Here is a 14,941-nt window from a genome sequence, read left to right as displayed (position 1 = left end):
CCTCGATATCACTGTGCGTCACTTTCCGTTCAGGGCAGGAACCGGACCAGATAGGAGCAATCATCCCCTACTCACACAACCTGGTGTACACCCTCTTCTCGGCATCTCCGTCCCCGTAACGCTCGCACTCTTCGCCACCATCTACGGCTGGCTCCTCCTGCCTGGCCATGGAATCACAGCGAGTGCCGGAGGCCGCTTGCATCTGGTAGACCCACTCCTGCTGGCCGTAGGTATCGCCACCACCGACGGCACCTTCGATTACCTGCTGCACGGATACTGGGCCCGGCAGGCGGTCCTGCTAGAGATGCTCATGCTTCTCACGATCGCAGGCACCACAGCGTTCGCGGTCGCCCGGCAAATTCTCCGGTCACTTCAGGCGCCGCGCGGCGAACCGCAGTGACGCGGTTGCGGTAGCCGATAGGTGCATGCGGCCGCACGGTCCTGTGGCGGCTGAACCAGGCGGTCAACTGCACTGCTTCTCCTTGCCGCGCTGGCGGTATGCAGCCGGATCAAGAGGTAGCCGCTTGGCCGGTGGTGGTTCAACCAGGCGCCGGGCCCCCGTGTCAGCCCGGATGGCAGCAGCACCGAGAGCGATGTGATCTATCTCTGGACCGCCCACCGCTGACGCGCGTGATCGAGCGGCGCCTTCCCGTGACGGGGAAGCGAACGGGGATCGACCGAGCTGGACACCGAATACAGCGCGCTCCGAATACGCACCTGTTACCAGCTATCAGGGGCGACCTGACGGTCCAAGAGCTCCCGGCGGTGCCGTGAAGCCGTACGGGAGCTACGACGACGACGTGTACGGAGGGACCGCGGCGAGGGCAAGGCCTAGCAACGCGCGCGGGTGTCCAGGGCCTCGGCCTCCTGCTGGACAGGACGGGTCCTGGTCAGGCCGGGGGGCGACTACTCCTCGTCTGCCGGTCCGCGCAGGCGAGGGTCGCCGATCGGGCCGCCGGCCAGCGGTCGGGGCCGGGTCGGAAGGATGCCGCTGACGGCCGCCTGCCGGGGGTCCAGCGCCCGCTCCACCAGGTCGTGCCAGTCCGTGGCCGGGGTGAAGGCCTTGTCCGCGAGGTGGACGCCCCACCGCAGCAGGTCGGTCCAGGCGCGGAGGCGATGTACCGCGATCGTGAACGCGAAGCGGGGCGATGTGCCGCAGTCGGTGTGCCGAGTCGCCCAGGCCACCGGCCGGGCCCAGGGGGTGGTACGGAACACCGCGCCCGGGTCAGTTCCGTACCGTGCGCGCCAGCGTTTCAGGGCCCGTTCGGCCGCCGCGATGTCGACCTCGACCATGCCCTCCCCGTCAGGGATGGGCTGAATGCAGAAATCGCAGACCGCGACCAGGTCGTCCGCCACAGGGCACCTCCGGCCGCAGACTTCCCCCGTTCGGTAGCCGCCACTCCCCCGCACCTCCAACAGCACCTCTTCGTGAGTCGGGCACTGCTCACACGAGGCGGAGCGGCACAACCTCGGCTGGCCTGTCGAAGAGAACTGGATCGCCGGCCGACAGCGTCAGTAGCCGCACCAGCGCGAAGCCGAGGTCAGCGACGCTCGACGCTGAATCCGCTGTCGTGCAAGGCAGCGGTCCATCGGTCCCGGTCGAACCACTTCGCGATGTCCGGGGACATCGCGGTGATCTGCTTCATCCGGTCGTTCCAGTCGTGGCCGGACGGTCCGCGGCTGCCCTCACAGCCCGCACATCCGTCCTCACCGTGGATGTGGCCTGCCATCCACGCACTCACGGCCACGTTGATGATCACCGCGTAGAGGTCCCCTCCGCTCTGCACGAGGGAGTCCGGTACCCCGGCGAGCACCAGAGCAAGCTCGGGATTGTCGACCGGCGGCATGGGTGCCACGCCTACACCGGCACTCTCGCTGGAGGCTTCGAAGTCCTTGTGGTGCTGGGCGATGGACTCGGCCAGCCCTGCCGCGTCGAAGTAGCGCCAGGTGGACCGTTCCTGGATGCCCAGCCGGGCGGCGACCTCACGCATGTTTGCCTCGATGATGTCCGCGACGGAACCGGGCCGCACCGTCACCCCGAGTCGGGCGAGTTCGATCAGCGTCTGAGCGACCGCATCCTTGAAGGCTTTGGTATTCCTCACAGAAGCAGGTTAGGCCACCCCGCTCGGCCGTCTGTGGGCTGAAGGCGCCGAATCTGGGCTGCCCCGGCGTGGCAGTCCCACTGCGCCCCCGCGCCGCCGGCGTTCTTCACGCCGTGCTGGACGACGCCGCCGTGGCCACGCGTTCGGTCGAGGGCGGTAGTAGTCCGCGGTTCCTCGCCTCGCGGGAAATGATCTCCAAGTCGGCAGCGGCAGCCCGGTAGGCGTCGGCGGCGCGGGCGAGGCGCTGCTCGGCGGCAGCAAGCTTGACGGCAGCATCGTGATCGCCTGGTCCGCCGGTGGGCACGGGGGCGGAGGCGATGGCCGGTCGGGTTGGGAGTCCCCTCGTCCCGCTGGAGTGCTCCTCCCTCACGTTACGGCGGACGAACACGCCTTTGCCCTTGACCGCGAAGACCAGGCCCTCCCTCTTGAGCACGCGCACGGCGTTCTGCGCGGTCGAGTTGGCGATCTTGTATCGGTCCTGGAGCTCGCGGGCGGACGGGAGTCGTCCTTCCGGTGCGAACTCATCGGACAAGATCGCCTGCCGGAGGATGTCCGCCGTCCTGACGTACGGGGGCCGGGGGTCGTGTTCTGCTTCCGTGTCCTCGGACACGCTGCCGGGATGCCCCGCGCAGCCCGCTGTTGGCAGGTTGGGCGCCGTGCTCCTCACATAGCTGCCGCGCCCCAGGACGGAATAGACCAAGCCCTCTTGCTTCAACACCCGCAGCGCGTTCTGCACAGTCGAGCTGGAAACCCCGAAGCGCTCCTGAAGCAGCCGAGCCGACGGCAGCCGGCTGCCCGGGGCGTACTCCCCGACCACGATCCCGGTGCGCAGATAGTCGGCCGCCTGGAGGTAGGGCGGCCTGGAGTCCTCTTCCAGCGGCAACATCATGCGACAACCCTACGCAGAGCCCAGTACGCGAACGGCTCCCGGGTGACGCGGACCTGCGGGTATCCCGGTCTGTGCGGTCCCCGGGCCACTCAGACCGGGGCGAGTTCGCGAAAGCCTCGATCCCGGTGAACTCGTATCAGTCGGGCTCGGAGTCGGCCTGGAGTCCGAGGCCGGCGAGGAGGTCGTGGCGCTCGCGCTCCTCCCGTTCCAGGAGACCCGCGAGAATGTGCGGGTCGTGGTGGGAGGTGATCGCTTCCCGTACGACGACGGCGAGGATGTCGGGCGGCAGCGCCTCGGCCTGGGTGGTGGAGGTTCCGGTGAACGCACGGTTGTCGCTGGCCTTGGTCGGGGCGGTCGGCAGCCGGTACTGCTCGATCTGCTGCTCGGTCACCGCCAGGCGCTCGAAGACAACCTCGATCCCGGGGGCGTCGACGGCGGCGAACGCACCGACGTCCTCGGCGAGGGCGGAGAACAGGTGAACTCCGCTCGGGTCCCAGTCCGAAACGACGAACACCTTGACCGGCCTACGATCCGCCGCCGTGCGCAGCGCTGCTGCCCTCTTCGCCGGCAGGCCGCTGAACCCGCTGCCCGAGTACACCGGAACCCCGTAGGGGCCTGCCACGGCGCGAAGCTGGCTGACCATGCCCGCGGTCTCGGACCACAGCTCGAGTCGCAGGGGTTGCCCAGTCTGCCGGTCCAGCTGGTACTCGGCCGCGGCCTGACGCAGAGCTGCACGGAAGTCGTCGGGGCCGGCGTAGAAGGCGGGTTCCGCTCTGATCTCGGTGTCGTCGCGGAGTGCTTCCCACGGGATCCGGCCCGAGCGGCGGGCCATCCCCATCACCTCGATGAGCCGCTTGTACGTACGGCCCTCCTTGGGCAGCACCCCGTCGGAGATGAGCGAGTACCAGATCTGCCTGATCGTGAGAGGCAACTGGGCTGTGTAGCGGTCCAGCACCCGGTCCACCGCCGCGAGCAGCTCCAGGGTGGAGGCTTGGGGCTTCCAGGACGGCTGGTACCCGCGCGACCGCCGATCGGGCATGACCGCCTCCCACCTCAGGAAGGGACGCCATGGCGTCCCTTCCTAGGATCACGCACGGAACGTGTGACGCCAGGGCCGTCGCGCGGGCTTCGGCTGCTCTGCCTGGACCGTCAACCGCGCAGGCGGATCGTCTCAAGGTGGTCCCAGGTGATGGTCTTGCCCTGAGTTGTGGTTCTGGCGGTGACGTCGACCAGGTGAACGGCGTTGATGTGCAGCGGTGCGTGGCTCGGTCGTGCTCGTCGAAGGATGCGCTGAGCGGCGTCAGAATCGGCCTCGGCGTAGGCGTATGCCGTGGTCAGGTGTTGCAGGCCCCAGTGGTATTGGCAGGCTTCCTCGCCGAGGGCGGCGCAGATGCCTTCGCGTGCGGCGTGGTGGAGGTCGGCGAGTTGCTGGTCCGGGTGGAGGTCGGCGATCACTCCGGAGTGGTACGAGAGCAGCGATCCGACGGTGACCTCGATCGGGGCAAGGTCGTTGAGGCGGTCTGTGACCTCGGTGATGAGCTTGTCCCGCTCTGCTTGGGCGATCCGGTTCGCGGGGCGGCCGGAGATCTGGTCGACGGTGATGTGTAGCCACTTCAGCTCGACGGGGGTGATGGGGAATCCGGCGTCGATCAGTGCCTGGTTCGAGGTGGTGACGAGTTCACTCAGGGCCTTGTGGCGGGGGTCGTTCCAGTCCACGGCGGCGTAGAAGTGGAGGAGTGTTTCGCTGTCGGTCTGCCAGGAGTTCTGGCCGTCCTTGAACTCGAATGGCTTCATAGGCCGGGACCGTACCTCCGAGGCGGGTCGGCGGGCAGAGTGTTCTGTCAGTTGAGGGGCACGAGGTAGGCGGGAGCGAAGACCTTATTCAGGCCGGAGATGAAGCCGGGGCCCCAGCGGGTGAACGTGTCCTCCCACACGGCGTCGGGGGCGTCTGCCGGCGGCTGGTAGCTGATGCTGATCTCCCGCCACATCTTGGCCACGGGGTCGATGGGGTCGTGTAGGTCGTGGCCGAGGGCGATCAGCCGGCGTTCCCAGTGGGCCTGCTGTCCCTCGACCTTCGCGCCTCCGGCGGCTGCGGCCTCACGGAACGCCTCGACTTGGGCACGGGTCACCTCGCGAGGGTGGATGCCCTCCTCGGCGGCGGTGATGTAGCAGATCGTGGTCAGAGCGGCGGCCCCTTCGGCGAGGACCGGCGTGTCCATGATCATTTGCATGCCGGCCCAGGGGACCTGGCCGAGTTCGATGGTGCGCTCCCAGGCCGCCTGCCACAGGTCGGAGCCGCCTTCGGCCTTCCAGCGCTGCAACTGCTCGATGATCGTGGTCATGCGCTCATTCTCGCGTCCACCGGTACAGCAAGGGGGAGGTTCCGCCGGATCGGGGTGACGTACAGCACCGGGGGCTGTCCTCGACGCCGAGGTGATCGTGTCGCAGGTCGCGCTTCGAGAGCCGGAGCGGGCCAACGACCACTCGTGTGGGCTGTGCAGCTCCCGTTTCGTTCGCGAGCGGCCCTGCCTCGTATCGCCCATGCCCTTCCACGCGCCCCGGCGTACGCTCGCCTTCCATGAGTGCCCTCCACTGCGTGTTCTGCGGAGCCCCTGTACGAACGCCTCGCGAGCATGTTCTGCCGTCCTGGTTTCTCAAGCGGTTCAGCGGTCAAGGTCCCTTCACGGTCCAGGTCAACGGTGAGGCGGTCCCGTACGCCAGCGGAGTGGTGGAGCGCCCCCAGCTCACTCGGCTCATGCTCCCCGCCTGCGGGCAGGAGGGGAGCTCGGTCGGCCTGAAGTGCAATGACTGGCTCAACACCACCTTCGAGCAGCCCGCGAAAACACCGGTGCGTACCCTTCTCGACGACCTGCGCCCGATCTCTGGGTCCGAGGTGAACACGTTCGCCCGCTGGGCGGTCAAGACCTTGCTGCTTGCCGCGCACCCCGAGGCCGTGTATTCCGAACCTCCGCAGCGCGACCGGCAGCCGTGGGAATTCCCGAGTGAGTGGCTGACGGGTCTGCGCAACACTGGCGAGCTGCCCGTCGATCTCTCGCTGTGGCTGGGCATCCTCGACCCGAAAGCTCCGGACGGGGAAGCCGTTCCCGACGAGCGGCTCCTCCTCCCCCGCATCCAGCATCCCGACGGGGGCGGTGGGCCCGGCCAGGCGACGCACCTCGGATTCGGTCTCCCGGACGGGCGCGTTGCGCAGTTCCAACTGCTCAGCCACCCCAAGATGGACGTCGACCACCCCTTCGAGGGCGCGGGGCTCGTGGCACGCCTCTGGCCGACCCCTCCGGATCATCTCGACCTCGCCGCGCTACCCGTGCTCAGCAGCACGGCTGGGCGGCAGTTCACGAAGGCCTTCATCCACGGCGGAGTGTCCATCCGCCTGGGAGCCGGCCAGACCCTGCTCCCCCAAAATCTCCTCAGCCCCCGCATCCGCGTACGCCTCGCACCGTAGCCACGGCGGGCCTTCCGGACGGACGGGCACGGCGGTGGCGCGCCACCGCCCAGCTCGGCCCAGGCCGGTCCCCTCAGTCTGCGATGCTGCTCCCATGGTCACTACCCGCCTCCACTGGACTGATCTCCCTCAGGTCGTCCGGGCCGAGATCGAGGCGCGGACCGGATCAATCCAGCGGGCCGAGACCGTCTCGGGCGGCTACAACAGCGAGATCGCCGTCCGGCTCGACACCGACAGCGGAGCGATCTTCGTGAAGGGCCTACGCAACGATCACCCCCGGGCCTGGACCCAGCGCCGCGAAGCAGCCATCGCCCCGTACACCGGGCAGCTCGCCCCGCCCCTTCTCTGGCACCTGGAATCCGCCGGCTGGGATCTCCTCGGCTTCGCATTCGTCGAGGAAGGCCGTCACGCGGACTACTCCGCGGACTCCCCCGACCTCCTTCTGCTCGCCGACTCCCTCACCGCGCTCGCCGAGATCCCGGCCCCCGCAGTCGAGTTGAAGCGCGCCGAAGACCGCTGGGCGGCGTACATCCCCGACCCAGTGCACCGCGCCGCCCTGGCAGGCCGCTGCCTCGCGCACACGGACTTCAACCCCGAGAACGTGATCATCACCTCGGATCGCAGAGCAGTGCTGGTCGACTGGGCCTGGTCGACCGCGGCCGCTCCCTGGCTAGATCCGGCCCTCGGGTGCATCTGGCTGATCGCCACTGGCAAGCAGACTCCCGCCGAAGCGGAACGGTGGGCGGCCCGGATGCCGGCTTGGCGCACCGCGCCCCCTGACGCACTGGACATCTTCGCGCAGGCCAACGCCAGGCTGTGGGCCGAGATCGCCGACGAGAACCCGGGGGCCTGGTCGGACTCGCTGCGCGATGCCGCGCAGCAGTACGCGATGTTCCGCAACGGCACCTGACGGACGCCGACGCTTGCCGATACCGTGTGCCGGCATGGACGGCCGCCCTGCGCAAACCGATCCCGACTCGGACCATCGCCTCTGCGGGATCTGCCCCGCCCTTCGGTATCCGCGCGAGGACTTCGTCATCTTCGACCGGCCGTGCCGCGGGGCACCCTTCAACCCGGCCGACGGACACCGGTACACCCTCGCCGGGGAGCCCGCCTGTGTCCACCCGCACAAGATCGGCCTGCCTCCCGACCGCACCACGGTCCCGTACGAGCCTGCGCCCGCCATCGCTACGCCCCCGCGGGAGCCTAGCCGGTGGTGGCCCTGGGGCCGTTGAAGGGCGCCTGGGGAGCGCGGAGCGGCGCCGTACGACGTGCGAGGCGCTCAGCCATCAATTTGCCGTGCTGCCCGCCATTGCATGGTCAGCTCGCGGCTGGCCTTCCGCAGGGCGTGCTGCTTCTCCTCGGGGTCGGCCCAACAGGTCGCAAAGATCATGTACGGGGTGTCGCCGTAGGGGACGAATCCCAGCGTTGCCCAGGTTTCGCGCAGCCGGTCGCAGGCGCGGTCGCGCTCGTCCCTGGTCATGCCGGTCGCGTCGATGGGCGCTGGGTGCACCATCACTGCGCTGCATCCGGGTGCAAGACGGCGGAATGCGTCTGCGGCGATCGCCGGTCCTAGGCCGAAGCCCCTCCATGCCTCGCCGATCTCGGCCTTGTCGAGCACGAGCACGTCGTTGCCGCCCCATTCGGCGATCTCTTCGAACTCCTCGGTGAAGCCGGTGTGCTCGTCATCAAAGATGGTCTCGGCAATCTCGTAGAGGTTCTGAGACTCCTCCTCCATCGCCCAGAACGGATTCTGTGAGCCTCCCCAGCGGACCTTGACCAGTTCCAGCATGCCGACGCGAAGGCGGTGGAGGCACTCGTCGTCCTCGTCGACGTGCCCGCTCGCCTCTTCGATCTGGTTCCACCGGGCGACGCACTTCCCGCACGGCGGGATGTGTTCAAGGCCGAATCTGTCCTCACCCAAATGCGCGATGACCCGCCACTTCTCCAGCGTGTCCTCGTAGTTGCTGTTGTCCAACGAGGCTTCAAGCTCGTAGGACAGCCGGATGTAGCCGGGGTCGCAGGGCATTTGGTCGAGCGGGCGCTTGAGGGCGGGAGCAGCAGTCACACGGCCAGCGTAGCGGTGGCCCTGATGCCGCCGCGGCCGGTCCGATCTGATAGCGGAGGCACGGTAGCGCTGCACCAACCTGCTCCGCGAACGCCGCCCTTGAGCCGCACCGCCCGCCTGCTGCAGCCGGCCGCGTACGGCGACCACGCCGGCGGCCGCGTGCTGTACGGGTACGCTGCGCAGCTCGCGTTCGCCCGATGGACTCCTCCGCCCATGCCCGACCTCGGTCCGCGCCTCATGTCACGCAGCATCCTGGGCAGGATCGCCGCGAGCGAAGCCGGACGATCCCTCTGGCCCGCGCAGCACGGGACGGCTCCCGTTGCGAGCGGTCGCCGCTCATCTCAAAACCTGGACAAGCTGAGCCTTCTGCCGCCGGGATCCAGCGATCGGCGCACGGCGGAAAGCGCCGACCGAGAACAGCTGCGAGACACCCCCGACTGAGCGTAAGGCTGCCGTCCCGGACGCCTCTCACGGGGGGAAGAGGCGTCCGGGAACTGCGAATTTAACGTACCGCGCACCAGACGCCTTATCGCACATATTGGGGAAATCGGTCACCGGCGCGGCGGGCGGTGGCCGAATCACCTCATCGCGACCGCGGCAGGGATCGGTGCCGGTACCGTCCCCGTATCGCGACATCAACCTGTGCGGGGGACCCCTTGGAAAGCTTCTTCGAGGCAGTTGAGAGCCGGGCACTGGCATGGCCACGTGGGCGTGGTGATCTTCACTGGTTGATCACCTTCCCCTCGGACATCGTGGACGAGACCCTTACGTCCCCCTACCGGGAGCTCGCCTCGATGCCCGGCCTGGAGCCGGTGCCCGCGGAGTGGATGCACCTTACGCTCCTGCACGCCGGCCCCGAGGACCAGTACACGGCCGAGGAGATCACCCGGGTCGTCGAGCTCTTCCGGGCCGGGGCGGCCTCGGTGCCCGCGTTCGACATCGAGTTCTCCCGCCCTTCCGTCGGACGGATCGCCCTGGAGATGGCCGGACGGCCTGGCGCGCCATCGCGGCGCCTGTGGGAGCTCGCCGCGGAGGCCTTCGAGACGGTGGCGCCGGAGAGGTGGCCGCTCATCCCCGCCCACCACGCCCCCCACATGTCGATCGCGTACGGCGGCCAGTCGGCCTCCAAGGCCAACCCGGCCCTCATGAAGGTCTGGTTGAGCGATCACGGACCGGGGCCGGTGACCCTCCGTGCGGAGAAGGCCGTCCTGGTGTCCGAGCGGCACGACGGGGCGCGCATCACGTGGACGCACATCGCTGAGGTTCCGCTCGGGGCCGCCGCGTGATCTCGAAGGTGCCTGCAGACGATCCGGTCGCCTGCGCGATGAGTGAACTGCTCCCGGCCGGGAGCAGCGTGTGGTGGCGGGCCGCCGTCGTGCGGGCCGCGCGCTGGATGCCGCCGATGTGGAGGCCGGTGACCGTGCCGACCCATCACACGCATGCGTTCAACCGCCGCCGCCTGGCCGTTCTGGCTCTCGCCGTCCTGACCGTCTCCTATGAGGAACAGCAGCCCGCCGACCGGGTCGACATCGCCGTGGTGCGCGCGCTCGTGACCGCTGACGCCGGGAAGGAAACGGTGGGAGGCGTGTTCACGGAGCCGTGGACGGTTCGCCGGCGGATGGAGGCCGCGATGCTCGCGCTGCGGGAAGCGGGGGATGCGACCAGGCCCGTGCTGGCCCTGTTCGAGCAGCTCTCCCACATCGAGTACCCGGATTCCATGTGGTCCGACGATGCGCCGTCCCCATCCGACCTGGCCTCCACGGTCTGGTGGCTCAGCGGGGAGCTGGCCGCCCTGACAGATCAGGAAGAGCGCCAGCTCCCACCCGCGCCAGCACCGGCACCTGCTCTCGTGGTGAGGGTGCGCGGCGCGATTCGCAACGCCGACCATGCTCCCGGCCCGCACGGCCCGGTCGACCCACTGGCCTGTCCCTCGTGCGGGTCACACGAGGGCTGGAAGATCTACTGCGACGGCATGGCCGCCAGCATCGTGTGCCCGGCCGGACACATCTCCACCCCTGAGGTGCTCACCGCCCCTCACGTGCGCACCAGCATCCGCCTCCACCCGGAGGAGCCCCTGCCTGACGAGGCGGGGACCGTGGACGTTGCCACGGACATCGTGGTCGGCGGTCGGCGCTCCGCAGAAACCGCCGACCCGTACGACTACTGGCGGGGCCGGAACTGGGCCCGGCTGAGCGGCAAGGCCAGGCAGCACCGGCAGTGACGACCTGCCCGTCCGGTGGTGATCCGGAATCCGACATCCCTTGTCGCAGGCTGGAGGGACCGATGAACTGGTCACGTCCTGCGGTGGCGGGTGGCTCGGGGACCGCACGGCGCTTCGGAGGCCATTGTGGGGCGAGCACGCCGTACTTCGCCGGGAGTTGGCGGATTCCGCACTCGGTTACGACCTCGCTGATCGGTACGGTTTCCGCGCGAGCAGCGTGGGCAGGGACATGCGGAACGGAGCAGGCTACACAGCCAGCCCCGGGCACCGCGGCGTCCCCCCTTCCCGCGGCCTTAGGTCCTCACCCCACCGCCGAGGAGTCCAGCCGATGACCGGCAGCCTGATACGACTCTCCCGGCGAAGCGTCCGCCGGACCGGTGCCGCCGCCTCAGTGGCGCTGGCCATCCTGGTGACAACCGGCGCAGAGGAGGCCGGGTGCGCGCCGCCGGCCGACGACAAGGTCACTACTACCGGGGACCGGGGCGGGAAGGCGTGCCTGCACACGATCTCCGCGCCGTACGTCAACCGGGGCCGGGTCCGGGGCGAGGCGGTAGCGACGTGTTTCGAGGCCGTTCTCCGGCACAACCTCACCGTGACCCTGGAGAAGAAGGGGCCGGGCGGCTGGACGGAGATCCAGCGGGTCACGAACGACAAGGCCCCCGGGAAGGGGTCGCCCAAGCGGGTGGAAGTCGCGGCGGGGTGTGAACCGGGCGCGTACCGTACGAGGTACTACGCCACAGTCGAGGCCCTGAAAGAGCCGGACGGGCAGGCCGACAAGGGCGGCGCGTTCTCGCCGACCACGGTCGTGATGAAGGAGCAGTGCTGAGTGAACACCGCGAAGAGCTACCCCGAGCACGGTGGTGGGCTGTGGCTCGGTCGCACGACCAGCGCCCCGCTGCCGCTTCGGCGCCGTCTCCTGGGACTGTACTGGTCCGTGGGCGGACGGCTGCTCTACAACGCGACGATCTCCATCCGTGATGTCGCGCGGGCCCGCCACAGGCCGTGAGGACGTACGTGCGGACCCCGCTGTTCCGTCTACAGGGCGTGTTTTAGAAAGCAGCGCCAGGCGCCGCGGGCCAGGCGGGACTTTTAAACACGCCCTAAACCGCTGAGCGTGAGCGCGCGGTCGGCAACCGTGGTGTTGTCGGTGGGGGCGGCGACGATGGCGGGTATGGACGATACGGTCGCCCGGGCCTGCGACGGAGTTGCCCGGACCTGCGAGGACATCCGCGCCCAGCTGGCCGCGTGGGTACCCCGGCTGCTCGGTGTGCACGTACGCGACCGGACGCACGGCCCGAGCGATGTGGCCCTGCTCGTGGCCACGGTCGCCGACGCCGCGGACTGCACCGTCCTGCCAGGCGAGTCCGATGCGGCCCGCCGCGAGCTGCGGGAGGCGGCCGTCCGTGCCGTGGCGGGCGCTGGCGAGCCAGCACCTGTGGATATGCGGGCCGAGCTGGTCGAGGTAAGGGCGGGGTGCCGGCGCGCGGCAGTGGCACTCGGGGTGCGGATTCCGATCGCGCCTCTCCGCCCGGCACGGCCGCTCCCACAGCCCAGGTGACGGACGCACCCCGTATCCGAGCTCGCTGCAGCCGTGCCAGCGAGGGAACTCGGGGGAAAACCGTGCCGCCGGGTTCCGGCCGTCCCTCTGGGCCGAGGAGCGGGAGGCCCGGGTGGCCGACTCGCGATTACGGAGCCGGTTTCCTCAAGCTGGAGTTGCTCTCTGTCACCACTCGATACGCTCTGTCCGCGCATGCTGGGCAAGGGGAGAAGGGGGACTCGCTATGAGTCAGGACGTACCGCGCGCGGATCTACCCCAGGACGGGGGGCCTGAGGATCCGGTCCTTGGGCTCGACGATGTCCAAGGCGGCGGCGACCCTGAGGCGACTGGGGCGCGAGTCAGGAGCCGGGATGAGCCTGCCGTTGCACTGCGGGCACAGCCAGCCGGAGGGCTGGTGCCGGCTGAGGCAGTGCAGGCGGCTCTGGCCCTGATCGAGGGGCAGTTCGAAGAACTGCACACCGTGCTGGGCACCGTGCACGCGGTGGCGGTCGAGGCCGATCACGGCGGGGACCCGGCCGCCGACCTGCCGAAAGAGGCAGCCCTCGCCCTCGCGGAGCGGGCCGAGGCGATCCTTGCCCGGCTGCGGGAGTGCGGGGCGGGCACACGCGATGTCCTCCGCACGACGCTCGGTGACCTGGGCGGGCGCCTTGTCGAAGCCGACCGGCTCAGGGCGGCACTTGGGATCTCACACCAGGACGCCCTCGCGCTGGCCGACCACCCCGACGACGAGGAGCGTGCGAGCCTCATCGGGGTCCTGGAGACGCATTCCGAGATCACGACGTACCCCGCGGCCCTCGACTACTCGCGCCGGGAGCGGATGCCCTGGACCAGCGACATGGCGCTCGCCACCTACCAGACCGCCGGCTTCACCCCGACCGAGCTGGACGCCATCGACGAATACCGCGAGCAGATCGAGCACCTCGGCCTGCGACCGTACTTCGACCTGGACGAACTGCTCGCGGAGTCCGGCTCCGCCGAGGTCCGGGAGACGGCCCTCCATCAGCGCGCGGAGAAGCTCAACCGCTGGCACGGTCTCCTTGCCACGCTGCTGACCGACCCCCGGCTGGAGAACGAGCGGCGGCGCGGCACCCCCGGTCCCTCCTTCGACCCGCGGGGAGAAGGACCGTACTGCGCGGCCGTCGCGTACTGCCTGCGCACGGCCGCCGAGGACTACCACCGCCACAGGCAGGGATTCGAGTACGCCGTCACGGTACGGGCTCTCGGGGAACAGGTGTCGGACGGCTATCCGGCCGAGTCACGGCACCTTGATCTCCGGGCTCGGTCCCTGAAGCTCTGGAGCTGATGCCGGGGATGACGGCTCAGATCTCCCTGGTGAGGTTCAGGCGGGCGATGTCCGCGGCATACGCGGCGGTACGGACCGAAGAGGTGCCTGCAACGTACAGGCCGGTGCCCAGGACCGCGAAGGGCAGGGACAGGAGGAGACCGGCGGTGATGGGGCCCCAGTCCCGTTCGGCATCGCACCGCTCACCCTCGTCCCCTGCGTAGGTGCGGGCCCAGCGTCCGTTCTGGTGGAACGTGCGGGACTCGCACTCGACCGGCTTGGAGTTACCGCCCGGGTCGGCGCTGAAGGGGAGGACGAGGAGGTAGCCCAGCCACAGCCAGATGAGCACCGCGACGGCTATCAGCCCGCGGCCCCAGCTCTGTTGCCGCAGGCCCCGGATTCGGAACTCGCGGTCGTACACCTGGGCCAGCGAGTTCATCGGGGTCTCGTTCATAGGACGAAACTAACCCAGGCCCGTCACACGACATGACCTCACGCCAGGTTGGAGGAGGGCGGCTGCGCGCGCCAGGCACGGCGGCCGGACCTGAACGACCCTCAGGGGCGCGGGAGTCAGCCCCTCAGCTGCTTGCGCCTCTTCACGGACCTGGCGGGCAAGCCCGACCGCAGCTCGTCGCGGGATGAGGCGGGTTTTGAACGGGCTGAACGCCGACAGCAGAGCGGTGCCGAGGTCGTCTGCCGCGCGGGAAAGCTGGGCCTGATCGTCCAGGCGGGTCGCGGCGGAGGCGAGTTCTCGGGCGCTGTCGGCGATTCCCCGCTGCTCGCTTCGGACGGATCCGGCGGATTGGTAAGCCAGGTAGGCCACGGTGGCGATCGCCGGCAGCAGACCGGCCGCGCCCTCGGCCGTGGTCAGTTCGTCAATGCCGGTGTCGAGCCACCACAAAAGGGCCGGTGTCACGGCGAGCGCGATCATCGGCCAAGCGGCCGCCGACCCCCACGTTGCGGCGGTGAGCCGGCGGCGCACCGCCCCGACGTCAGCGGTGGCGCGGGGAAGACTTCGTCCTTCATAGGGATCACGATGCCCGTCCGCTCTGACAGGGGCTGCGGTGGACGGGTTCCGGCCAGCCGAATCGGCTGGGGCGCTTGAGGCATTGCTTCGGCGCGTGGTCGTGGTGGCCGGTCGCTCTCCCTTGGGACGTGCTCTCAGATGGGTGTAGCTCTTCCCGAGGGACCGGCTTGATCAAGCTGTGAGGTTGTATCCGTGCTGGTAGCGGGCTTGGTGGACGCGTTCGTGCTCGAGGTGTGGGTGGAAGGCCCAGTAGTCGTTGAGGTCGTCGTTGTCGTGGAGCGCACGGAGTTTGAGGATGGCCTCGGCTCCGTCGAGGCCCCATCGGGCGCCG

The 14,941-nt window shown here is 69.2% G+C and carries 19 protein-coding genes; 10 read left to right on the top strand and 9 right to left on the bottom strand.

Annotation, left to right across the window (positions count from 1 at the left end; genetic code table 11):
• Positions 1–400: hypothetical protein (locus ACIBEA_RS43240; protein WP_399269839.1), on the top strand; the 400-nt coding region annotated here is incomplete at its 5' end.
• 506 nt (positions 401–906) lie between these two features.
• On the opposite strand, the gene ACIBEA_RS43235 is transcribed toward ACIBEA_RS43240, so the two are convergent.
• From ACIBEA_RS43235 to ACIBEA_RS43210, 6 genes are all read right to left on the bottom strand, one after another.
• Complete coding sequence (locus ACIBEA_RS43235; RefSeq protein WP_399269837.1) at positions 907–1,356, bottom strand: hypothetical protein; 450 nt, start codon at positions 1,354–1,356, stop codon at positions 907–909.
• A 185-nt stretch (positions 1,357–1,541) separates the two neighbouring features.
• Positions 1,542–2,102, bottom strand: coding sequence for a hypothetical protein (locus ACIBEA_RS43230; protein ID WP_399269835.1), 561 nt, complete (start codon positions 2,100–2,102; stop codon positions 1,542–1,544).
• A gap of 106 nt (positions 2,103–2,208) precedes the next feature.
• Complete coding sequence (locus ACIBEA_RS43225; protein WP_399269833.1) at positions 2,209–2,991, bottom strand: GntR family transcriptional regulator; 783 nt, start codon at positions 2,989–2,991, stop codon at positions 2,209–2,211.
• Between the two features lie 136 nt (positions 2,992–3,127).
• Complete coding sequence (locus ACIBEA_RS43220) at positions 3,128–4,030, bottom strand: hypothetical protein (RefSeq protein WP_399269831.1); 903 nt, start codon at positions 4,028–4,030, stop codon at positions 3,128–3,130.
• A gap of 110 nt (positions 4,031–4,140) precedes the next feature.
• Positions 4,141–4,785, bottom strand: coding sequence for a hypothetical protein (locus ACIBEA_RS43215; RefSeq protein ID WP_399269829.1), 645 nt, complete (start codon positions 4,783–4,785; stop codon positions 4,141–4,143).
• A 47-nt stretch (positions 4,786–4,832) separates the two neighbouring features.
• Complete coding sequence (locus ACIBEA_RS43210; protein WP_399269827.1) at positions 4,833–5,333, bottom strand: hypothetical protein; 501 nt, start codon at positions 5,331–5,333, stop codon at positions 4,833–4,835.
• A 413-nt stretch (positions 5,334–5,746) separates the two neighbouring features.
• On the opposite strand from ACIBEA_RS43210, the gene ACIBEA_RS43205 reads away from it, so the two are divergent.
• Both ACIBEA_RS43205 and ACIBEA_RS43200 read left to right on the top strand, forming a co-directional pair.
• The gene (locus ACIBEA_RS43205; RefSeq protein ID WP_399269825.1) at positions 5,747–6,454 is read left to right on the top strand and encodes a hypothetical protein; all 708 of its coding nucleotides are present in this window, start codon (positions 5,747–5,749) and stop codon (positions 6,452–6,454) included.
• Between the two features lie 94 nt (positions 6,455–6,548).
• Complete coding sequence (locus tag ACIBEA_RS43200) at positions 6,549–7,364, top strand: phosphotransferase (RefSeq protein WP_399269823.1); 816 nt, start codon at positions 6,549–6,551, stop codon at positions 7,362–7,364.
• A 372-nt stretch (positions 7,365–7,736) separates the two neighbouring features.
• On the opposite strand, the gene ACIBEA_RS43195 is transcribed toward ACIBEA_RS43200, so the two are convergent.
• A complete protein-coding gene (locus ACIBEA_RS43195; protein ID WP_399269822.1) occupies positions 7,737–8,522 on the bottom strand; it encodes a hypothetical protein in 786 nt (261 codons plus the stop codon).
• Between the two features lie 99 nt (positions 8,523–8,621).
• On the opposite strand from ACIBEA_RS43195, the gene ACIBEA_RS43190 reads away from it, so the two are divergent.
• From ACIBEA_RS43190 to ACIBEA_RS43160, 7 genes are all read left to right on the top strand, one after another.
• A complete protein-coding gene (locus tag ACIBEA_RS43190) occupies positions 8,622–8,963 on the top strand; it encodes a hypothetical protein (protein WP_399269820.1) in 342 nt (113 codons plus the stop codon).
• 287 nt (positions 8,964–9,250) lie between these two features.
• Positions 9,251–9,808 carry a 2'-5' RNA ligase family protein gene (locus tag ACIBEA_RS43185; RefSeq protein WP_399269818.1) on the top strand — a complete coding sequence of 186 codons (558 nt, stop codon included), beginning with the start codon at positions 9,251–9,253 and terminating at the stop codon, positions 9,806–9,808.
• Between the two features lie 8 nt (positions 9,809–9,816).
• Entirely contained in the window at positions 9,817–10,743 is a 927-nt protein-coding gene (locus tag ACIBEA_RS43180; protein WP_399269816.1) for a hypothetical protein, read from the top strand.
• Positions 10,744–11,071: 328 nt separating this feature from the next.
• Positions 11,072–11,569, top strand: coding sequence for a hypothetical protein (locus ACIBEA_RS43175; RefSeq protein WP_399269814.1), 498 nt, complete (start codon positions 11,072–11,074; stop codon positions 11,567–11,569).
• Positions 11,570–11,749, top strand: coding sequence for a hypothetical protein (locus tag ACIBEA_RS43170; RefSeq protein ID WP_399269812.1), 180 nt, complete (start codon positions 11,570–11,572; stop codon positions 11,747–11,749).
• Between the two features lie 165 nt (positions 11,750–11,914).
• A complete protein-coding gene (locus tag ACIBEA_RS43165) occupies positions 11,915–12,301 on the top strand; it encodes a hypothetical protein (RefSeq protein WP_399269811.1) in 387 nt (128 codons plus the stop codon).
• A 394-nt stretch (positions 12,302–12,695) separates the two neighbouring features.
• On the top strand, positions 12,696–13,604 hold the full coding sequence (locus ACIBEA_RS43160; protein WP_399269809.1) for a hypothetical protein: 909 nt from the start codon (positions 12,696–12,698) through the stop codon (positions 13,602–13,604).
• 16 nt (positions 13,605–13,620) lie between these two features.
• On the opposite strand, the gene ACIBEA_RS43155 is transcribed toward ACIBEA_RS43160, so the two are convergent.
• Positions 13,621–14,037, bottom strand: a complete 417-nt coding sequence (locus ACIBEA_RS43155; protein ID WP_399269807.1) for a hypothetical protein — start codon at positions 14,035–14,037, stop codon at positions 13,621–13,623.
• A gap of 9 nt (positions 14,038–14,046) precedes the next feature.
• On the bottom strand, positions 14,047–14,514 hold the full coding sequence (locus ACIBEA_RS43150; RefSeq protein ID WP_399269805.1) for a hypothetical protein: 468 nt from the start codon (positions 14,512–14,514) through the stop codon (positions 14,047–14,049).
• Positions 14,515–14,941: the final 427 nt, after the last annotated feature.

The sequence above is a fragment of the Streptomyces sp. NPDC051555 genome, from assembly GCF_044454405.1.
Classification (GTDB): Bacteria; Actinomycetota; Actinomycetes; order Streptomycetales; family Streptomycetaceae; genus Streptomyces.
The sequence above is the reverse complement of the archived record's forward strand: the minus strand, read 5'-3'. Positions and strand labels throughout refer to the sequence as shown.